The sequence below is a fragment of the Kitasatospora sp. NPDC048296 genome (assembly GCF_043201815.1).
Taxonomy (GTDB): Bacteria; Actinomycetota; Actinomycetes; order Streptomycetales; family Streptomycetaceae; genus Kitasatospora.
The window spans coordinates 1-21,555 of record NZ_JBICZB010000090.1; the positions used below are offsets into that span (position 1 = coordinate 1).

Here is a 21,555-nt window from a genome sequence, read left to right on the forward strand (position 1 = left end):
TATCCGTAGCCGGGCGGCGGGGGCTGGTAGCCGTCCGGTGCGGCGGGCGGGGCGGGCGCCGGCGGCTGGCCCTGGGCGGGCGGGTATCCGTAGCCCGGCGGCGGGGGCTGGTAGCCGTCCGGCGCGGGCACCGGGGGCTGGCCCTGGCCGACCTGGTAGCAGTCGTAGTCGTAGCCCGGCCGTGGAGTGCCCTGCTGCGGCGCCCACGGCGCACCGGGGGCGGGCTGCGGGGCCGCGGCCTGGCCCTGGTAGGGCTGCTGGGCCTGCTGCTGCCAGCCGCCCTGCTGGGCGGCCGCCTGCTGGGCCCGGATGATGTCCTCGCCGACCAGGGTGGCCAGCTCGAAGTACGCCTCGCGGACCTTGGGCCGCATCATGTCGAGGTTGACCTCGGCCCCGGCCGCCAGGCTTTCGTCGAAGGGCACCACGACGACGCCGCGGCAGCGGGTCTGGAAGTGCGCGACGATGTCCTCGATCTTGATCATCTTGCTGGTCTCGCGCACCCCGGAGACCACCGTGATGCTGCGCTGCACCAGGTCCGCGTAGCCGTGCGCGGAGAGCCAGTCCAGCGTGGTCGAGGCGCTGGAGGCGCCGTCCACGCTGGGGGTGGAGACGATGATCAGCTGGTCGGCCAGGTCCAGCACCCCGCGCATCGCGCTGTACAGCAGGCCGGTGCCGGAGTCGGTCAGGATGATCGGGTACTGGCGGCCCAGTACGTCGATGACCTGGCGGTAGTCCGAGTCGTTGAAGGTGGTCGAGACCGCCGGGTCGACGTCGTTCGCCAGGATCTCCAGGCCCGAGTTCAGGTCCTGCGAGGTGAACTGACGGATGTCCATGTAACTGCGCAGGTGCGGGATGGCCGTCACCAGGTCGCGGATGGTCGCGCCGGTCTGGCGCTTGACCCGGCGGCCCAGGGTGCCGGCGTCCGGGTTGGCGTCGATCGCGATCACCTTGTCCTGGCGCTCGCTGGCCAGGGTCGCGCCGAGCGCGGTGGTGGTCGTGGTCTTGCCGACGCCGCCCTTGAGGCTGATCACGGCGATCCGGTAGCAGCTCAGCACCGGGGTGCGGATGATCTCCAGCTTGCGGGCCTTCTCGGCCGCTGCGGCCTTGCCGCCGAACTGGAACCGCGGCTGCTGGCGCTGCTGCTTGGGCTGGCTGCGCAGCAGCCGGTCCGAGGACAGCTCGACGGCGGCGGTGTAGCCGAGCGGCGCACCGTGCGCGGTCTGCTGCGGGGCGGCCGCCTGCTGGAACGCGGCGGGCTGCTGTGCCTGCGGCTGTTGCTGCCACGGCTGCGCGGGGCCCGGCTGCTGCGGCTGGACGGGCTGGCCCGGGAGCGGCTGGCCGGGCTGGGGCTGGGGCTGGGGTGGCTGCTGGTAGGCGCCGGGCTGCGGCCAGCCGCCCTGGCGCGGGTCCACCGGGCCGGCCTGGGGCTGGACCGGTTGCGCGGGCTGCGGCTGGACCGGCTGGCCGTGCTGCGGCTGCGCGCCGGCGGGCGGCTGGGCGGCCCAGGCGGCCTGCGGATCCCAGGAGACCTGCGGGTCCTGCGGAGCCTGCTGCGTCTGGGGGTTCTGCGGGACCGCCGGGGGCTGCGGCTGCGCCGGGTGCTGCGCGGGCACCGGCTGGGCCGGCGGCTGCGCGAAGTTCTGCGGCGGCGCGGGCGGCCCCGGCTGCGGGCCCGTCGCGGGCGTCGGGGCCGGGTACGGCTGCGGCTGCGGCGCGCCGGGCTGGGCCAGCGCCTCCGCCGTCGGCCAGGCCGGGGCGGGCGACTGCTGCTCGGGTGTCGCGGCCGGGGTCGACAGCGGGAACGGGACGTGCTGTGCCTTGGCCTGGACGGCGGGCGCCGGTGGTACCGGCGCGGGCGCCGGGACCGGCTCGGCGGCCGGGGCCGGCGGCTGGACCTGGACCGGCGGCTGGGCCGGTACCGGAGCCGCAGCGGGCGCCTGGGTGGCCGCGTCGGCCACCGGGGCGGGCGTGACAGCCGGTGTGACGGCCGGGACGCCGCCCGGAGCCGCCGGGGCGTCCGACTGCACGTACCAGGACGGGGGAGTGTAGTCAGGCGCGTCGGACCAGTCGTCGTCGTCCTCTGCCGCGTTGTCGCCGACGTAGACGCCGTCCCGATCGCTGCTCACTAGGGCTCCCTCGTGTTCGCCGCCGCTTGTTCAGCGGTGCCGTTGCCGCAACAAAGACTAGGCCGTACGGCTGCCCCGGTTGAAGGCGGCTTCGTCCCGGACCGGGATCGACCGGCCCGGAACGGTCGGCTCAGTCCATCCGCCGCGGGCCGCCGAGCACCTGTTGTTCGGCCTGTCCGGCCACGGCCCGGACGTACTGACGCCGCATCCGGGTGGCCCACAGGGTGAGGTCGTCGCCGAGGGTCGGGAGCGCGGCCACGTCCTCCGGCGGCAGCGACAGCACCCGGCCGGTCAGCTCGGCCTCCTGCGGGGAGATCCGCTGCACGCCGACCAGGTCGGCCGCGTTGAGCACCCGGGAGGCGTTCGGGCCGAGGTAGGGCAGCAGCGTCAGGGTGGTCTGCCAGGGCGCGGCGGAGAGCCGGCTGCGCGGCGGGCGGGCGCCGAGGTCGCGCACCACCAGCACCGGCGAGGCCACCGAGGCGCCCTGCGGGCCGAGTCGGCCGACCTGGTGGACCGTCACGCACGGCTGTCCGCCGCCGGCGGCCTGCGCCATCGGGCCCCAGAGCTGCGCGCGGGCGGTCTCCACCACGACCCGGGCGCCGATCGCGGCCGCCCGCAGCGCGATGATCTGCGCCGTCCACATGCCGCCGACCAGCACCAGGTCGTAGGCGCTGGGGCGGAACAGGCCGAGCACCGCGGGCAGTCCCTGCGGGTCGACGCCGATGACCACGCCGTCGTCGCCGACCGGGAAGGCCAGTGCGGAGAGGTCGGCGGCCTCCAGTACGTGCTTCTCCCGGCGCGGGCCGCGCAGCCCGAAGCCGGGCAGGATCCGAGGCCGGGCCCTGCGCTGCTCGGCGCCGGGCGTCGGGCCCGGGGCGGGGTAGGTCTGGTACGCCATCAGGACGCTCCTCCCATCGGCAGGGTGGCGAGCATGCCGGGGGCCTGCTCCAGGTCGAGTCGGACCAGGCCGAGTCCGGCGCTCTGGGCCCGGGCCTCCACCTGGCGGCCGACCTGGCCGACCTCGCTCTCGCTGCGCCCGGTCACCCGCAGGTGCCCGCTGACGGTCACCGAGCCGCCGGTGCCGTGCGCGGCGGTCAGGCTGAAGGTGCTGGCCAGCGCCGGGGAGCCGGTGATCAGGTTGACCAGGTCCGGTGCGGCGATCCGGCCGGGGGCGCCGCCGGGGCGGCTCAGCTGCGGCCAGCGGGAGATCCAGTAGGTGCTGTGCCAGCGGTCGTCGATCCGCCAGAAGCGGTTGCCCTCCTGGGTGCGGCGGGTGGTGCCGCCGCCGCTGCCGGTGCCCTGACGCCCGGCCACCGCGATCGGGTTGGCGCAGGTGGCGATGGCCAGGGCGGCGATCAGCTCGCGCTCGTCCAGCACGGTCGCGTTGAACCCGGCGCTGTTGAGCCGCCCGGCCAGCTGGTCGGTCACCCGCTGCAGGGCCTTGCGGGCACCTTCCTCGCCGCCGCCGCGGGCCCGGACGGCGGTGGCCGCGCGCTCCGGGTCGAGCTTGAGGGCGATCCAGGTCAGCCGCAGTCCGGGGGTGGAGGTGCCGTCGGGCAGTTCCCGGTAGGCGCGGGCGGCCAGCGACTGCTCGGGCAGGTGCGGGGCCGGGGCGGGCTGGGTGTGCTGGACCAGCTGCACCGACTCCAGGGTGATGTCGTCCACGGTGAGCGCCGAGCAGACCACGTCCAGCGGCAGCGGCAGTGCGGTGCGCACCGGGCGCAGCGGCTGGTCCTTGGCCTGGACGAGCAGCACCGAGCTGAGGAAGGTGCCGTCGCCGACCATGCCGGTCTCCCGGCGGACCGCGCGGCCGCCGAACTCGGCCTCCGTGGCGTGGGTGCAGGTGCGCAGCCCCGGTTCGAGCTCCAGCGCGGGCGCCAGGGCCGGGTCGGTGCCGGGCGGCGGCAGCAGCGACTTCGCCTGCTTGCGGCGGGACTTGAGGGCGGAGCGGACCCGGAGCAGCTCCGGGATGGTGCGTCCGCGCAGCGGGACGACCGCCAGCACCAGCAGGACCAGCGAGACCGCGCCGAAGCCGGCCGCGACCGGGCGGCTGATCGTCCAGCCCACCGCGACCAGGGCGGCCGCGACCTCGACCAGCACGAGCTGTTGGAGCTTCAGGCGTCCACCGAGCAGCCCGGGCCGGGGGTTGACGCGGACTTGGACGGGGCCGCCGGCCGCGCCGGCCGTGGGCGGGTGGACGGCTGCGGCCTGGGCGGAAGGGCCGCCCCGGGCCCGTCCGGACCGGCGTGACCTCCCGCCGCCTGCGGTGCCGCGGCGTCCTGGAGCGGTCTGGCTTGGCATCCCCCGGTGGCCCTCTCTGATCCGTTGTCGCGGCCCGGCTGGCTGGTTCGCGGACCGTACCCGTACCGTACTCACCGTCTGCTGCCGCATCGTAGAGGGTTCGAGCCGGATCCCGCCCGGCGGGTGCGGACCACGGGGCGGGTCGGGCCGACGGGGGCCGACCACGTCTGGCACACGTCTGACAAGGGGGACGACGAGGATGGCATCGCGCCGGGACGAGCTGAACGCGTACACCTTCGCCCGCAAACGCACGGTGGGGGCGTTCCTGCTGCCCTCCGGCGGGGGCAGTGACGAGGACGCGCCGCGACCGGTGAAGGCGGTGCTGCCGAGCGTGCTGGTCGGGGCGCTGGTCGTGGCCGGCTTCGGGGTCTGGGGGGTGTTCAAGCCGGCCGCCCCGCTGCAGTGGGACAGCGGCAAGAACATCATCCAGGGCAAGCAGTCGACCACCCGGTACGTGGTGCTGACCGACCCGGACGGCAAGACCAAGCGGCTGCACCAGGTGCTGAACATGTCCTCGGCGCGCCTGGTGCTGCCCGCGGACGCCAAGGTCGTGGTGGTGGATGACGGGGTGCTCGACCGCTACCCCAACCACGGTCCGACGATCGGCATCCCGTACGCCCCGGACAAGCTGCCGAGCAAGGACAACGCGAGCCAGTCGATGAAGTGGTCGGTCTGCGACCGCCCGGGCTCGGACGACAAGCAGGAGACCGTCAATCAGGCGGTGTTCGTGGCGGCCGGCCAGGACGCGGCGACGCTGGCGGCCAAGGACCGGGTGCTCGGCCAGGACCAGCTGATGCTGGTTCAGCAGGCGGACGACCAGCAGATCTCCGCCGCGCCGGCGCCGGGGCAGCCGTCCGCAGGCGGTGCGAACGTGTTCCTGGTCGACGCGCAGGGCCGCAAGCACCAGATCGGCTTGCCGCAGGCGGACGACAAGGAGCGCAAGGCGCTGATCACGGCGGTCTTCGGGCCCAACGCGGTGCCGCAGCGGGTCAAGCGGGAGTGGCTGGACACCCTGGTGCCCGCCACCCCGATCACCTTCCCGCAGCTCAAGGAGACGGCCGACTCCCAGGGCCCCAACTCCCAGGTGGAGCTGGGGAACCAGGCGGACCGCCGGGTCGGCCGGCTGGTGCACTACCAGGACCGCCGCTACGTGGTCGGCAAGGACCGGCTCTACCTGATCACCCCGTTCCAGGAGGAGCTGATCCGGCAGAACCCGGCCAACCAGATGCTCTACAAGTACGACCAGGACAAGAAGCCGCGCAGCGACGAGATGACCCCGGACGAGCAGTCCAAGTTCAACACCGACACCCGGCTGCCGGACACCGCGGGCGACTGGCCGCTGAAGTCCGGTGCGCCGGTGAACAACTGGCAGGACCGCCAGGATGCCCGGCTGGTCGTCTGCAGCACCTTCGACGGCCTGGCCGAGGACGGGCGCACGCCCAAGCGCAGCGTCTGGGCCGGCATGGCGTACCCGGCTCCGTACAACAACGGCGCGGGCGCGGCCTACGTGACGCCCGGTCACGGCCTGTTCTACCGCGCGATGGACAACGGGACGGGCGGCTCCGGCACCGACTTCCTGATCACCGAGACCGGCCTGCGCTACGCCGTCCCGGCCAACGGTGACGGCGGCCGTCCCACCGCCTCGCCGAGTGCCGGCGCCACGAAGACGCCGACCCCGCCGCCCGGCACCCCGGACCCGGGCGGGCAGCCGACCCAGAACCCGGACGACCAACCCGGCGGCAACCAGGCGCGGTTGGGCTACCCGAACCTCCAGCCGCTGCCCGTGCCGCAGCAGTGGTCGAACCTGGTGCCGGCCGGTCCGCCACTGACCGCGAAGAGCGCCGCGCAGCCGCAGAACGCCTGATCGACCGTGCCGGGCAACGGAATTGGCACCAGTGTCATGGTCTGGTAACTACTCGGCGCGCAATGTTGGGTGAGTTGCGTGTGCCGACTACAGTGCTGCTGGACATCACACCGGTGATGCAGCGGGGGGTCGTGGGGCCCTCCGTACACACAATGTGTCTCATGGGGGACGGTAGAGCATGGCTCAGGGTCAGTTCACGATGACCGCTCAGGAGATGAACGCTTTCGCCAAGCGCATCGAGGACGCGATCGGCAAGATCGAGGCCGAGCGCGTGAAGCTCGACAGCACGGTCACCAACATCACCAGCGGCTGGAAGGGCCAGGCGGCGAGCGCCTACACGACCCTGCAGAACCAGGTCAACACGGACATCGCGGACCTCAAGGATGCGCTGGGCAAGATCCAGCACGCGATCGAGCTGACCACCAAGCACTACGCGAGCACCGAAGAGGAGCAGAAGGCGCTGTTCGGCAACCAGGGCTGATCGCCGCGTCCGCGCTGATCACCGTCCTGTTCCGACCAGCCGCCTGACGGGGCGCCCGCGGTTGAGCGCGGGGTGCTCCGCATACTCGTCAAGGGAGACATTGTGTCCGACCACATCCTCGTCAACTTCCAGACCGTTCACAACGCGGCCGAAGAGGTCAAGGCCTCCAGCGCCCGCATCGAAACGCTGCTGGGCGACCTGCAGAAGGACGTCACCCGCATCTCGCAGAGCTGGCAGGGTGCGGCCCAGGAGGGCTACAACGCCCAGCAGACCAAGTGGAACAACGCCGCCTCCAACCTGCACGACACCTGCGTGAAGATCGCCAGCTCGCTGGAGAGCGCCGCCCAGCAGTACAAGGCGACCGAGGACCAGAACGCCAAGCTCTGGCACAACGGCTGACCGGAGGTTCCCGAACGGGAACGACAGGGGCGGGTACCCGGGTTCCGGGCACCCGCCCTTCGGCGCGTGGCACGGGTGGAGAACATGAGGGGTGGCAGGGTGTCCGGACGCGGGTTCCGTAGGACGGCCGCGGCGCTCGCCGCGCTCGTGGTGCTGGGCGGCCCGCTGACCGCCCCGGCGTACGCGGACGGCGGGCCCGGGCTGGCCGCCGCGGGCGACTGCCCGAAGCCCGCGCCCGATGTGCAGACCGTGCCGTGGTCGCTGCAGCGGCTGCTGCTCGACGAGCTGTGGCAGGGCGGGAAGACCACCGGCGTGGGCGTGGTGGTCGCGGTCATCGACACCGGGGTGGACGAGCAGAACCCGCAGCTGGCCGGCAAGGTGCTGCAGGGCCCCAACCTGCTGGTCAACAAGGAGACCAAGCAGCCGGTCGACGGCACCTCCAAGATCGACCCGGTCGGCCACGGCACCAAGGTGGCGGGCATCATCGCCGCCCGTAAGAGTGACAGGACCGGCTTCGTCGGGCTGGCTCCGGACGCCCAGATCTACTCGGTCCGACAGAACGACAGCGAGGGCAACGGCGACGTCTCCAGCCTCGTCGCGGCCATCACAGAGGTCGTCAAGTACAACGAGGACCCGAAGAACAAGGACAAACCCCCGATCCGGGTCATCAACATCTCCCAGGACGTGCGCGGCGCGGGCGACGCCCACTTCGGCGGATACCAGGAGCTGAAGGACGCGATCCAGTCCGCCGAGCGGGCCGGCATCGTGGTGGTCGCCTCCACCGGCAACGACGGTAAGGAGGGCGACACCTACCCGGGCGCCTTCCCGACCGTGCTGGCCGTGGGTGCTTCCGACCGCAACAACGAGCGCGCGCCGTTCTCCCAGTACGGCTCCTTCGTGAAGGTCGCCGCGCCCGGTGTCGAGATGCTGTCCACCGTGCCCGGGGGCGGGCAGTGCGTGGACAACGGCACCAGCTTCGCCGCCCCGTACGTCGCCGGACTCGCCGCGCTGCTGGTCGGCGCCCATCCGCAGTGGACACCGGCCCAGGTGCGGGCCTGGATCGAGCAGACCGCCCAGCGCACCGAGCGCGACCCGAACCAGTTCACCGGCTGGGGCGTGGTGGACCCGGTCAAGGCCGTCACCACGGCCCCCGACCTCGCGCCGTCCGCCCCCACCCCGGCCGCCCCGGTGCAGCTGGCCGCCGCCCCGATCGTGCCGGAGCCGGTCGGCCTCGGCGAGACCCAGGCGGACCGGGACGGCCGCACCGCGACGTACGTGCTCGCGATCGGGGCGCTGCTGGTCGCGTTGCTGATCGGCGGCGGTGTCGTGCTGCGCGACCAGCGCCGCAAGTCCGCCGACTGATCCGCGCCTCGCGACTGCTCGGAAAGAACCTGCGAAACGTCTGTAACACCGTCGGCCGCTCACCGCATCGAAGAAGTGTCAGGGCGGGCGGACGCGGGGGAGCGGTGGGCATGGGGTGGACCAGGGGCGGCCGGGAGGCCAAGGACGCCGAGTTCCTGGAACTCGTCTCCAGCCGCACCGGGCACCTGTACCGGTCGGCCTGCCTGCTCACCAGTGGGGACACCCACTACGCCGAGGACCTCGTGCAGGAGGCCCTCAGCCGGATGTACGTGCTCTGGCGGCGCAGCGCCTTCACCGGCGGTCGGCACCGGATCGACAACCCGGCGGCCTACACCCACACCGTGATGGTGCGCACCTTCATCGCCCAGCAGCGCCGCCGCTCCAGCGGCGAGCGCCCGACCGAGGCGCTGCCGGAGCCGGAGGGGCAGGACGCGGACAGCAGTCTGCGGCTGACCCTGCTCGACGCGCTCGGGCGGATGCCGGCCAAGGACCGCGCCGTGCTGGTGCTGCGCTACTGGGAGGACCGCAGCGTCGAGGAGACCGCCGACGTGCTGCGGGTCTCCTCCGGTGCGGTCCGCACCCGGACCACCCGGGCGCTGGCCCGGCTACGGACCCTGCTCGGCGACTCGCTGGCCGAACTCGCCGCCCGCTGAACGTTTTTCGCAAGGCCCGCCGACCACATTCGTGACCCAAGGAGACGGTGATCAGCCATGTCCGAACCGGACAAGTTCGAGGACGATCTTCTCTATGCCATCACCCGCACCGGTGAGGGCTTCCGCCCGGAGCAGGCCGATCAGGCCGACCTGGTCGCGGGTGGCTACCAGCGCGGCCGCCGCCGCTGGCGTCGGCGCTCGACCGCCGCGGTGGTGGGCGGCGCCGCCGCGCTGGCCCTGGTCGGCACCGGCGCGTTCTACCTCTCCAACGCCACCGGCGGCTCCCCGGCCGCCCACGCCTCGGTCGAGGCCGCCGCCGCGCCGACGACCACCGGCGCGGGCGCGGCCCCCGTGACCGCGACCCCGACCGCCGCGAAGTCCGACGCGGCCCCGGTCACCGACAAGGAGATGCTGGCCGCTTTCCAGGCCCTGCTGCCCAAGGGCGAGGTGACCGACGCCAAGGGCGAGGGCACGGGGAAGGGACTGAGCGCCTCCGCCCAGCTGGTCTTCGACGACGGCCAGGGCAAGTCCCTGATGGGCATCACGGTCCAGAAGTTCTACAAGGGCCAGGAGCAGCCGCACACCTGCCCGGCGGACCTCAAGCTCGCCAGCATGGACTCCTGCACTGCCACGACCCTGCCGGACGGCTCCCAGCTCGTGCTCGCCCAGGGCTACGAGTACCCGGACCACCGTGCGACGACCAAGGAGTGGTGGGCGTCCCTGAACCGTCCGGACGGCGGCTCGATCTTCTTCAACGAGTGGAACTCCCCGCAGGAGAAGGGCGCGCCCGACAGCCGCCCCAACCCGCCGATCACCCTGGACCAGGCGAAGGCGATCGTCACCGACAAGGCCTGGGACAAGGTCGTCGCGGCAGTCCGGTACAACGGCATCGACCCGACGGTGCAGGATTCGGGCGTCTCGCCGGACGAGAAGCAGGCGATCCTGGCCAAGCTGCTGCCCGCCGGCGTGACGGTCCAGAGCCGCAGCACCCACCTCACCTCCGACATCTACCAGCTGGTCGGCGAGGGCCAGGCCAAGGGTTCGATCACCGTCCAGCTCGCGAACTGGTCGCGGCCGTTCGGCGACCCGGAGACCCAGCGGACGATGGACAGCGGCCGCGCCGCGCAGTTCAAGGACGCCACCGTCCTGCCCGACGGCACCAAGCTCGCCGTGAGCGTGCCCGGCAGCACGCCGGGCAACAAGTCCCCGTACACGCGGGTGGCCGAGCTGCACCCGGACGGCACGTACATCGAGGTCGACGGCACGGATGACAAGAGTCTGCTCACCGTCGACCAGCTGAAGGCGATCGCGGCGAGCCCGGAGTGGAAGGTCAAGAAGTGACCCTCCGCTGAACGCGGCGGTGCCCCGGGCGAGGGGGAAGCCCGGGGCACCGCACTGTGGGGGAGGGGTGGGGGTCGGTCAGGCCTGCTGCTGGTCCTCGGGGAGGCTGATCACCCAGCGGGTGGCCTGTCGGGGGCGCAGGTAGAACAGCCAGTAGAGGGTGGCGGCGGCGGTGATGCCGCCGGTCCACAGCAGGGGCTCGGCGTCCAGCTGGGTCATGATGTAGACGAGCACGACGATCAGCAGCGCCGGGACGACCGGCCACAGCGGCATCCGCCAGGCGGAGGCGTGCTTGTGGTGGCCGCGCCGGGAGAGCAGCGAGGCGACCGCGACCAGCAGGTACATCGCGGTGACGGCGACGCCGGTGATGTTGCTGAGCAGCTCGCCCTTGACGAAGCAGAGCGCGGCGCCGGGGATGCCGACCGCCAGGGTGGCGATCCACGGGGAGCCGAAGCGGCCGAGGGTGCCGAAGGCCTTGTTGACCGGCTCGGGCCAGGCCTTGTCGCGGGCGGAGGCGAACAGCACCCGGGAGTTCTGGATGACCATCACGATGCCGGCGTTGATGATGGCCAGCGCGATGCACAGGCTGATGAAGGTGCCGACCGCGGAGTTGCTCCAGGTGGTGACCATGCCGGAGATGTCGCCGGAGGCCAGGGTCTGCAGATCGGGGGCGCCCACGGTGATGGCGGCGACCGGGATCAGGATGATGGCGCTGGAGAGGCCGAGCGTCCACAGCACGGTGCGCGAGACGGTGCGGCGCGGGTTCTCCAGCTCCTCGGACAGGTAGACGGCGGTGGAGAAGCCCTGGGTGACGAAGAGGGCGATGCCGAGCGCGCCGATGATGGCGCCGATGCCGACCGGGCTGACGGCGCCGCCGTCCCCGGCGACCACGCCGTGCAGCAGGCTGGGGTGGCCGGGGTTGCTGTGGGCGAAGCCGAGCACCGAGACGACGCCGGCGGCGACGACCTCCAGGACCAGGAAGATGCCGGTGATCCAGGCGTTGGCCCGCAGGTCGAGCAGGCCGGCCAGGGTGGCGGCCAGCATGACAGCGGCGCCGGCGATCGGCTTGTCGACGTGGAGGACGGGCGCCAGGTAGTCGGCGGTGCCGAGGGCGATGACCGACGGGACGATCATCACCACGATGAGCGACTGGATGAAGACCAGCCAGCCCGCCAGCCGCCCGGCCAGGGTGCCGACCATCGCGTACTCGCCGCCGGCGCTGGGTATCAGGGTGCCGAGCTCGGAGTAGCAGAACGCGACCGCGATGCAGAGCACCGAGCCGATGGCGATGGCCATGGCGGTGGCGCTGCCGATGCTGGAGAACAGCTGCGGCACGATCACGAAGAGCGTCGAGGCCGGGGTGACGCAGGACAGCGTGAGCAGTGTGCCGCCCACGACGCCGATGGAGCGCTTGAGCTGCTGGGGGGCGGCTGCCCCGTCCGCCGTGGCGGCTACGGTCTGTGGCGGGCGAAGCGTGTCGGTCATGTGGCTTCCGATCGGCTCTGAGCGGTCCTTGGAATGGGAGCGGTATCGCCTCCGCTGGCTGGTTGCTCGGGTCTGTTCCGGTCGCTCCCGGGCCGCAATGGAACCTTGGGCGTATTGATTGCGTCAACGCCGGAACTGCTTCGGAATCCGTTGCGACAGAGGGCATAACCATGCGATCCGATGATCACGTACGGTCATCGTGCGGTTTGTCCGACTTGTTACCTTGACCGCATCGGGAATGAATCGAAGGTGAACTTCGTGTTGCAGGCCATCATTCGAAGGTAGTGATCCGGCCGGACGGCGCGACGTCCAGGCGCCTTCGAGCGGCGGCGCAACTCCCCGGCTGGCTACGGGAACCGCAGCCCCCTCCCGGAAAGATCTAGGTAACGTTTCAGCACCTGGGACGACGAAGGGGTCGGACTCCTGGGAGTCCGACCCCTTCGATCACCGTCCGTATCCGGCGGCCCGGTCACGCCACCGGCAGCCAGCCCGTCTGGACCATCTGTCCGTTGGTCGCGCGGCGTGACACGTAGACGCCCCGGCCCGGCGGCAGCGCCTGCGGCTTGACGGTGCCCAGCAGCGCGCCCTCGTCCCGGTTGCCGGAGAGGATCACGCCCTGCCCGCCCAGCTCGCGCATCCGCTGGATCACCGGCTCGTACAGCGAGCGCCCGGCGCCGCCCGCGCTGCGGGCCACGATCACCCGCAGGCCGATGTCCCGGGCGAACGGCAGGAACTCGGCCAGCGGCGCCAGCGGGTTGCCCGAGCTGGTCGCGACCAGCTCGTAGTCGTCGACGATCACGAACATGTCCTTGCCGCTGTACCAGTTGCGGTTGCGCAGCTGCTCGGCGGTCACGTCCGGACCGGGCAGGCGGCGGGCGCAGGCCCCGCGCAGCATGTCGACGATCGCCGACATGGCCGGCTGCGCCGCCGCGTACTCCACCAGGTACTCCGGCGGCACGGTGCCCAGCAGCGCGCGCCGGTAGTCGCCGACCACGATGCCCGCCTGCTCGGGCGTGTAGCGCTCGGTGATCTGCTTGATCAGCATGCGCAGCACCGCCGACTTCCCCGACTCGGTGTCGCCGAAGACGATGAACAGCGGGTCGGTCTCGAAGTTGACGAACACCGGCGCCAGCTCGGCCTCGTCCACGCCGAAGGAGACGCCGCGCTCCGGGTGCTCGGAGCCCTTCGGCAGCGAGTTCCCGTCCAGCACGGCCGGCAGCATGCGCACCTGCGGGGCGCGCGGGCCGGTCCAGGCCCCGTCGACCGCGCTGATCAGGCCGGCCACGCCGTCCTGCAGGTCCTCCACCGAGGAGGCGCCGTCCAGGCGCGGCAGGCCGGACAGGAAGTGCAGCCGATCCGCGGTGACGCCGCGACCGGCCAGCGGCGGGACGTTCTGCGCCACCCGGCGGTCCACCTCGGACTCCATCGCGTCACCGAGCTTCAGCTCGATGCGGTTCTGCAGCAGGTCCTTCAGCGCCGGGCGGACCTCCGCGTAGCGGGTCGCGGTGATGATCAGGTGGACGCCGTAGCCGAGGCCGCGCTGGGCGATGTCGCCGATCACCGGCTCCAGCGCCTCGAACTCCTGCTTGAAGGTGTTCCAGCCGTCGATCACCAGGAAGACGTCGCCGAAGGCCTCGTCCGGCAGCTGACCGGCCGCCCGCCGGGCCCGGTACGTCCCGATGGTGTCGATCCCGGTGCTCCGGAACAGCTCCTCGCGCCGGTTCATCACCCCGTGCACCTCGGAGACCATCCGGCGCACCTTGTCCACGTCCAGACGCCCGGCCACCCCGCCGACGTGCGGCAGCCCGGTCAGCGACTGGAAGCTGCCCGCGCCGAAGTCCAGCAGGTAGAACTGCACCTCGCGCGGGGTGTGGGTGACGCCGAAGGAGGCCACCGCGGTGCGCACCACGGTCGACTTGCCCGAGCGCGGGCCGCCCACGATCAGACCGTGGCCGGCCGCCCCCGCGTAGTCGACCTCCAGGATGTCGGTCTTCTGCTCGCGGGGCTTGTCCACGACGCCGATCGGCGTCCGCAGCCGGCCGCCCGGGTAGCCCGGCGCGGTCAGCCCGCGCTCCGGGACGACCTGCAGCGGCGGCAGCAGGTGGTCGATGCTCGGTGCCTCGTCCAGCGGCGGCAGCCACACCTGGTGCGCGGCCGGGCCCTGGCCGGACATCCGCTGGACGAACACGTCCAGCACGGTGTCCACCAGCGCGTCGTCCTGCTCGGGCGCCTGCGGAGCCTCCTCCTCCACCGGGTCCGGCAGCTCCACGTAGGCCGCGGTGAACTCCACCGGGCGGGCGTTCACCCGGCGTCCGCCGGTCGACCGCTGCTGCCCCGGCGCCCGGTACGGCCCCGAGACGTACGCGGCCTTGAACCGGTCCATCACGTCCTCGCCGAACTTCAGGTAGCCGACACCCGGCACCGGCGGCAGGTGGTACGCGTCCGGCACCCCGATCGCCGCCCGCGACTCGGCCGCCGAGAAGGTGCGCAGACCGATCCGGTACGAGAGGTAGGTGTCCAGGCCGCGCAGCTTGCCCTCCTCCAGGCGCTGCGAGGCCAGCAGCAGGTGCACCCCCAGCGATCGGCCGATGCGGCCGATCTGGATGAACATCTCGATGAAGTCCGGCTTGGCGGTAAGGAGTTCGGAGAACTCGTCGATGATCAGCACCAGCGAGGGCAGCGGGTCCAGCGCTGCGCCGGCCGCCCGGGCCCGCTCGTACTCGTGGAGGTTGGCGTAGTTGCCGGAGCGGTGCAGCAGCTCCTGGCGGCGCTGCAGCTCGCCCTCGATCGCGTCGCGCATGCGGTCGACCAGGGTGAGTTCGCCCTCCAGGTTGGTGATCACCGCGGAGGTGTGCGGCATGTCCGCCATGCCGGAGAAGGTCGCACCGCCCTTGAAGTCGGCGAGCACGAAGTTGAGCGTCTCCGAGGAGTGGGTCATCGCCAGCGCCAGCACCAGGGTGCGCAGCAGCTCCGACTTGCCGGAACCGGTCGCGCCGACGCACAGGCCGTGCGGGCCCATGCCCTCCAGCGCGGCCTCCTTGATGTCCAGGTAGACGTGCTCGCCGTTGGCGCCGACGCCGATCGGCACCCGCAGCCGCTCGTGCTGGGGACGGGAGCGCCAGCTGCGGCTCACGTCGAAGGAGCCCGGGTCGCCCGAGTTCATCATGTCGGTGAAGTCCAGGTTGGACAGCAGCGGTTCGTCGTCGCCGCCGGCCGAGATCCGGTACGGCGCCAACTGCCGCGCCAGCGCCTCGGACTGCCACGCCGAGAGCAGGTCCGGCTTGCCGGTGTAGGTCGCGCCGGAGGCCGAACGCAGCACCAGCTCCTCGGAGTTGACCGTCACCATCAGGTGCCCGCTGGGCTCGTCCACCTCGCCCGGGACGACCTCGATGACGGTCACCCCCTGGACGCCCTCGGCACCGGCCAGGAGCGAGTCGTGCGGCACCCCGGCACCGTCCATGACCACCACGATGTGTGGCTGGTCCGCCGCGGGCGCGGCGTCCCGGACGAAGCGCTGGCGGCCGGCCAGTTCGTCCTGCAGCAGGTACTCCAGCTCGCCCAGGTCGGTGGCGAACAGCCGGCGCGAGCCCGCGCCGTCGGCCTCCTTGCGGTGCTGGTTGTGCGGGAGCCACTTGGTCCAGCCCCACTCCTCGGCCGCGCCGGGCGCCGCCGCGACCGCCACCAGCAGGTCGTCCGGCGAGTGCAGGGTGGTCAACTGGGCGATCATCGCGCGCACGTTGCCGTACACCGAGTCCGGGTCCCCGCACACCGTGATGTGGTAGAAGGCCCGCAGCGACACCGCCAGCGGCAGGTCCTGCAGGGTGCCGTGCGCCTTCAGGAAGGAGTGCATCGCGGCCGCCGACAGCGGCTCCAGCTCGTCCATCGGCGCGGTCTGCGGCGCCATCAGCGGGGTGGACAGCTGCACCGGCCCGAGGCCCACCCGGATCTGCGCGAAGTCCCCGTCCGAGGTCCGCCGTTCCCACAGCCGCCGGCCGTCCTCGACGATCGACCACAGCTGGTCCGGCGCCGGGTTCAGGAACAGCAGCGCGCCGCGCTGGCTCTCCGCGGTGCGGCGCACCTGACGGCGCGTCTGCTGCAGGTACTTGAGGTAGTCGCGCCGCTCGTCCGCCATCGCGGTCGAACCGCCCTTGCGGGCCCGCACGATCTGGGCCAGCACCATGCCGACCGTCGAGGCGACCATCAGACCGCCCATGATCTTCATCGGGGCGGCCGCGCCGGGCGAGAAGAAGAACACCGCCGAGCCGCCCATGCCGAGCATCGGCAGGATGCTCATCAGCCAGTCCTCGCCGCCCTGCCGGGGCAGCTCGGGCGGAGTCACCAGCTCCACCGGCTCGTCCGGCACGGTCGGCGGGTACGCCCTGGCCGGTCGCTTGACCGTGATCACACCCATGTGTCATCCACCCCGCGGCGTCGATCGATCACTTCGGCATCAGCCCTCACGCGACTGCGCACGGCCCGTACGGGACGGTTGTGGCTGAGGACGCCCCACACAGCGCAGCCCCCGTACTACCTTGCGCAGGCGCCGATCCTACATAGCGGCGCGTTCCGGCCCCGGCCGCCCCCGCATCGCCCGCCGCCCCGCACCGGCGCCGGGCACGAACCGAACGGGTAGGGTAACGCCGCGCCAACTCGCGGACCGGCCGGGCCGGTTCCACCGCCACACCGCGCGCAGCCGTGCCGCGGCACCGTCAACAAGGGGGAGCGCCAGTGCGTCGAAGGATCGAGGTGCAGTCATCTATGAGTGAGCGGAGCGAGCTCGTCATCGAGAGCTGCCCGTTGCGCGAAGCGCCTGGCGAGCGGAGCGAGGTGGGCGCATGAGCGCGGCTGCCACCGGCTACTGCCGGGTGACCGTCGTCGCCCCCGACAGCAAGATCGACGTCGCCCTGCCCGAGGACGTCCCGCTCGCGGACGTCTACCCCGAGGTGCTGCGGCTGGCCAAGCAGAGCCAGCCCGACGGCGCCCCCACCGGCTTCCACCTGGTCCGCCGCGACGGCACGGTGCTCGACAGCAGCCTGTCGCTGTCCGCCCAGCAGGTCCGCGACGGCGACCTGCTCGCGCTGCGCCCCTTCGCCGAGTCCCTCCCGCCGGCCGTCTACGACGACGTCGCCGACGCCATCGCCGGCGCCGTCGAGGCCGACCGCCGGTTCTGGACCGTCGACCTGATGCGCGGCTTCAGCCTGATCGGCGCCGGGGTGCTGCTCACCCTGCTCGGCTTCGCGCTCTGGTTCTCCGACCTGCGCCACGACATGCACGGACTGCCCGGCATCCTGGCCGGCGTCACCGCCGTCGTGCTCACCGCGCTCGCCGGGGTGCGCGCCCGGGTCTACCAGGACGCCCACTCCGCCCTCGCGCTCGGCCTCGGCGCCCTGCCGCACGCCATGATCGGCGGCAGCGGCATCCTCGCCGTCGCCCACAAGTGGGACGGCCCCGGCCGGCTCCAGTTCCTGACCGGCTGCGTCGCCGTCCTGGTGGTCGCCGTGCTGCTGGCCGGACTGCTGCCCGAGAAGGACGCGGTGTTCGTCGCCGCCGCCTTCGTCGCCACCGCCGGCTCGCTCGCCACCTTCACCGCCGTGCTGATGCCCGGCACCCCGGCCGGGAACATCGCCGCCGTCACCGGTGTCGCCGCCGTGGCCGCGGTCGGCTTCCTGCCCAGCCTCTCCGCCCGCTTCGCCCGGCTGCCGGTCGGCTTCAGCGCCCCCGGCCAGACCCGCACCCGCAGCCGCGACTACGACGAGGAGGCCGAGCGCGCCGAGGCCGTCCAGTACGAGAAGATCGCCCACCAGGCGCGCCGCGGCCACGAGGTGCTGGTCGGCCTGGTCGGCGGCTGCGCCGCAGTGGTGGTCGGTGCCTGCGCCGTCCTCGCCTTCACCGATCGGACCTTCCCCGAGCTGCTCGCGCTGGCCCTCGGCATCGCCACCATGCTGCGCGCCCGGCTGTTCCGCTACACCGCGCAGGTCCTCAGCCTCACCGTCGCCGGCCTGCTGGGCCTGTGCCTGCTGATCGTCGGGCTGTCCCTGCACACCCCGCAGTTCTTCCTGCGCGCGGCCGGCTCCACCACCGAGCTCGACCTGCGCACCATCTGGCTGGCCGCCTCCATCGCCTTCGGCGCCGCGCTGCTCACCGCGATCGCCCTGGTGGTGCCCAGGCTCGGCGTCTCCCCGTTCTGGGGGCGCATCCTGGACCTGGTCGACAGCCTCACCCTGATGTCCCTGGTGCCGCTGGCGCTCGCCGTCCTGAACATCTACCGGCTGGTCCGCGGCGCCACCGGCTGACCCCGCCGCCCGCCACCGTCCTCCCCGGGAACCGCTCCGCTACCCCTCGTGAGGCCCGCTGGCCAGCCGGGTGGGCGGCACTGGTACGCTTGGCCTCCGAGCGCAGCCGTGTGCCCGCCCCCGGTGGGTCGTCCAGCGACAAATCCGGAGGGGTGCCGGCCGCGCTCCGACACCGAGTTCTCGCAGAGTCCTGTGCTGTCGACCAGGACCGCTCGGTAAGACCTTGAAGGAGTTGCAGTGGCTCTCGCCTCTGACGTCAAGAAGCAGATCATGGCCGAGTTCGGCACCAAGGAGGGCGACACCGGCTCCCCCGAGGTCCAGGTGGCCATGCTGTCCCGTCGCATCTCGGACCTGACCGAGCACCTCAAGACCCACAAGCACGACCACCACTCGCGTCGTGGCCTGCTGATCCTGGTCGGCCAGCGCCGTCGCCTGCTGCAGTACCTGGCCAAGAAGGACATCGAGCGCTTCCGTACGCTCGTCGACCGCCTGGGCATCCGCCGCGGTGCCGCCGGTGGCGCCCGCTAAGACCGCTGCTCGGGGCGGCTCCCCACACCGGGGAGCCGCCCCTCGCGCGTATGCCGCGGCGGCCGGCGACAAACTCGCTGCCCGCGGCACCCGGACATAACAACTCGCGCGCACCTCCCCAGGTGGCCGAGGATTGCACCGTAGGGTTGTGGGCATGCCGGGTGATGGCGCACCAGCGCGCCACCCGGGCAGAAAGACCCGAAACCCCCGCGGGACGAAGGCTTCAAACGGAAGCCGCCCGCATCCGAGAGAGCGTCCAGACGCGAACCGCCCGTCCCGGCCCGGCAGCCGTGAGGCGCCGGTCCTCGGTAGTGGCCCCCGGAACCCCCGCAGCCGAGCGGGGCACGCCGGAGGCTTCGATCGAAGACCGGCCCGACTGCCGCCCTCCCTGGCAGGAGGGCCCCAGGGTCAACCGCAAGGCAGTGCGCGGGGGCGCTCTCCCGGAGACGTACGAAAGAGGAGATCTTCCAGGTGGAAGAGAACGTGTTCTACGCCGAGGCCGTGATCGACAACGGTTCCTTCGGCACCCGTACCATCCGCTTCGAGACCGGCCGTCTGGCCCGTCAGGCCGCCGGCTCCGCCGTGGCCTACCTGGACGACGACACCATGGTGCTGTCGGCCACCAGCGCGTCCAAGCAGCCGAAGGAGCACTTCGACTTCTTCCCGCTGACCGTGGACGTCGAGGAGCGGATGTACGCCGCCGGCCGCATCCCCGGCTCGTTCTTCCGTCGCGAGGGCCGGCCCTCCGAGGACGCGATCCTCACCTGCCGCCTGATCGACCGCCCGCTGCGCCCGTCCTTCGTCAAGGGCCTGCGCAACGAGGTCCAGGTCGTCTGCACCGTGATGGCGCTCAACCCCGACCACCTGTACGACGTGGTCGCCATCAACGCCGCCTCCGCCTCCACCCAGCTGGCGGGCCTGCCGTTCTCCGGCCCGATCGGCGGCGTGCGCGTCGCGCTGATCAAGGGCCAGTGGGTCGCCTTCCCGACCCACAGCGAGCTGGAGTCGGCCGTCTTCGACATGGTCGTCGCCGGTCGCGTCCTGCCGGACGGCGACGTCGCGATCATGATGGTCGAGGCCGAGGCCACCGACAAGACCATCAAGCTGGTCGAGGGCGGCGCCGAGGCGCCGACCGAGGAGGTCGTGGCCGCCGGTCTCGAGGCCGCCAAGCCGTTCATCAAGGTGCTGTGCGCCGCGCAGTCGCAGCTGGCCGCCCAGGCCGCCAAGCCGACCGCCGAGTTCCCCGTCTTCCTGGACTACCAGGACGACGTCCTCGCCGCGCTGACCGCCGCCGTCAAGGACGAGCTGGCCCAGGCCCTCACCATCCCGGGCAAGCAGGAGCGCAACAACGAGCTGGACCGCGTCAAGGCGGTTGCGGCCGAGAAGCTGCTCCCCGAGTTCGAGGGTCGCGAGAAGGAGATCAGCGCCGCCTACAACGCGCTGACCAAGAAGATCGTCCGCGAGCGCGTCATCACGGACAAGATCCGCATCGACGGCCGCGGCGTCACCGACATCCGCACCCTGGCCGCCGAGGTCGAGGCCATCCCGCGCGTCCACGGCTCGGCCCTGTTCGAGCGCGGCGAGACCCAGATCCTGGGTGTCACCACGCTGAACATGCTGCGCATGGAGCAGCAGCTGGACACGCTCTCCCCGGAGACGCGTCGCCGCTACATGCACAACTACAACTTCCCGCCGTACTCGGTCGGCGAGACCGGCCGCGTGGGCTCGCCCAAGCGCCGCGAGATCGGTCACGGCGCCCTGGCCGAGCGGGCCATCCTGCCGGTGCTGCCCACCCGCGAGGAGTTCCCGTACGCCATCCGCCAGGTCTCCGAGGCGCTCGGCTCCAACGGCTCCACCTCGATGGGCTCGGTCTGCGCCTCGACCATGTCGCTGATGAACGCCGGTGTGCCGCTGAAGGCCGCCGTCGCCGGTATCGCCATGGGCCTGATCTCCCAGGAGATCGACGGTGAGACCCACTACGTCGCGCTGACCGACATCCTGGGTGCCGAGGACGCGTACGGCGACATGGACTTCAAGGTCGCCGGTACCCGCAACTTCATCACCGCGCTGCAGCTGGACACCAAGCTCAACGGCATCCCGGCCTCGGTGCTGGCCGCCGCGCTGAAGCAGGCCCGCGACGCCCGCCTGCACATCCTCGACGTGATGAACGAGGCCATCGACTCCCCGGACGAGATGTCCCCGAACGCGCCGCGCATCATCACCATCAAGATCCCGGTGGACAAGATCGGTGAGGTCATCGGCCCCAAGGGCAAGATGATCAACCAGATCCAGGAGGACACCGGCGCCGAGATCACGATCGAGGACGACGGCACCATCTACATCGGTGCCGCCGACGGCCCGGCCGCCGAGGCCGCCCGCACCACGATCAACCAGATCGCCAACCCGACCATGCCGGAGGTCGGCGAGCGCTACCTGGGCACCGTGGTCAAGACCACGACCTTCGGCGCGTTCGTCTCGCTCATGCCGGGCAAGGACGGCCTGCTGCACATCTCGCAGATCCGCAAGCTGGCCGGCGGCAAGCGCGTGGAGAACGTCGAGGACGTCCTCGGCGTCGGCGCCAAGGTGCAGGTCGAGATCGCCGAGATCGACCCCCGCGGCAAGCTCTCCCTGATCCCGGTCGTCGAGGGCGAGGAGGGCGGCGAGGCCGCTTCCGAGTGAAGCGCCGCTAGCTGACCCCTTGCGGCCCGTACGCCTCCCGGCG

General features: G+C 72.1%; 14 protein-coding genes. 9 read left to right on the top strand and 5 right to left on the bottom strand.

Annotated features, from left to right (window positions below):
• From ACGF12_RS33715 to eccE, 3 genes are all read right to left on the bottom strand, one after another.
• On the bottom strand, positions 1 to 2,126 hold a 2,126-nt coding region (locus tag ACGF12_RS33715; RefSeq protein WP_393038775.1), incomplete at its 3' end, for a MinD/ParA family protein.
• Between the two features lie 130 nt (positions 2,127 to 2,256).
• A complete protein-coding gene (locus ACGF12_RS33720; RefSeq protein WP_393038778.1) occupies positions 2,257 to 3,024 on the bottom strand; it encodes a hypothetical protein in 768 nt (255 codons plus the stop codon).
• Complete coding sequence (eccE, locus tag ACGF12_RS33725; RefSeq protein ID WP_393038781.1) at positions 3,024 to 4,427, bottom strand: type VII secretion protein EccE; 1,404 nt, start codon at positions 4,425 to 4,427, stop codon at positions 3,024 to 3,026. Before eccE ends, ACGF12_RS33720 begins: the two co-directional genes overlap by 1 nt.
• A 199-nt stretch (positions 4,428 to 4,626) precedes the next feature.
• Between eccE and ACGF12_RS33730 the strand changes: the two genes are divergently transcribed.
• From ACGF12_RS33730 to ACGF12_RS33755, 6 genes are all read left to right on the top strand, one after another.
• Positions 4,627 to 6,291, top strand: a complete 1,665-nt coding sequence (locus tag ACGF12_RS33730; protein WP_393038784.1) for a type VII secretion protein EccB — start codon at positions 4,627 to 4,629, stop codon at positions 6,289 to 6,291.
• Positions 6,292 to 6,469: 178 nt separating this feature from the next.
• Positions 6,470 to 6,772, top strand: a complete 303-nt coding sequence (locus ACGF12_RS33735; protein ID WP_393038786.1) for a WXG100 family type VII secretion target — start codon at positions 6,470 to 6,472, stop codon at positions 6,770 to 6,772.
• 102 nt (positions 6,773 to 6,874) lie between these two features.
• Entirely contained in the window at positions 6,875 to 7,171 is a 297-nt protein-coding gene (locus ACGF12_RS33740) for a WXG100 family type VII secretion target (protein ID WP_393038789.1), read from the top strand.
• A gap of 99 nt (positions 7,172 to 7,270) precedes the next feature.
• Positions 7,271 to 8,533, top strand: coding sequence for a S8 family serine peptidase (locus ACGF12_RS33745; protein ID WP_393038793.1), 1,263 nt, complete (start codon positions 7,271 to 7,273; stop codon positions 8,531 to 8,533).
• A gap of 110 nt (positions 8,534 to 8,643) precedes the next feature.
• A complete protein-coding gene (locus tag ACGF12_RS33750; protein ID WP_393038796.1) occupies positions 8,644 to 9,186 on the top strand; it encodes a SigE family RNA polymerase sigma factor in 543 nt (180 codons plus the stop codon).
• Between the two features lie 57 nt (positions 9,187 to 9,243).
• Positions 9,244 to 10,527 (top strand): hypothetical protein, encoded by a 1,284-nt coding sequence (locus ACGF12_RS33755; protein ID WP_393038799.1) that lies wholly within the window; start codon positions 9,244 to 9,246, stop codon positions 10,525 to 10,527.
• 78 nt (positions 10,528 to 10,605) lie between these two features.
• On the opposite strand, the gene ACGF12_RS33760 is transcribed toward ACGF12_RS33755, so the two are convergent.
• Together ACGF12_RS33760 and eccCa are read right to left on the bottom strand one after the other, a co-directional pair.
• Positions 10,606 to 12,012 (bottom strand): APC family permease, encoded by a 1,407-nt coding sequence (locus ACGF12_RS33760; protein WP_393038802.1) that lies wholly within the window; start codon positions 12,010 to 12,012, stop codon positions 10,606 to 10,608.
• 469 nt (positions 12,013 to 12,481) lie between these two features.
• Positions 12,482 to 16,423: a type VII secretion protein EccCa gene (gene eccCa / locus ACGF12_RS33765; protein WP_393038805.1), complete on the bottom strand. Its 3,942-nt coding sequence runs from the start codon at positions 16,421 to 16,423 to the stop codon at positions 12,482 to 12,484.
• Positions 16,424 to 16,847: 424 nt separating this feature from the next.
• Between eccCa and eccD the strand changes: the two genes are divergently transcribed.
• The 3 genes from eccD (at position 16,848) to ACGF12_RS33780 (ending at position 21,512) form a co-directional block, all read left to right on the top strand.
• Entirely contained in the window at positions 16,848 to 18,305 is a 1,458-nt protein-coding gene (eccD, locus tag ACGF12_RS33770) for a type VII secretion integral membrane protein EccD (RefSeq protein ID WP_393038808.1), read from the top strand.
• A gap of 237 nt (positions 18,306 to 18,542) precedes the next feature.
• Positions 18,543 to 18,833: a 30S ribosomal protein S15 gene (gene rpsO, locus ACGF12_RS33775; protein ID WP_030062424.1), complete on the top strand. Its 291-nt coding sequence runs from the start codon at positions 18,543 to 18,545 to the stop codon at positions 18,831 to 18,833.
• 471 nt (positions 18,834 to 19,304) lie between these two features.
• Positions 19,305 to 21,512, top strand: a complete 2,208-nt coding sequence (locus ACGF12_RS33780; RefSeq protein WP_393038810.1) for a polyribonucleotide nucleotidyltransferase — start codon at positions 19,305 to 19,307, stop codon at positions 21,510 to 21,512.
• Positions 21,513 to 21,555 lie beyond the last annotated feature (43 nt).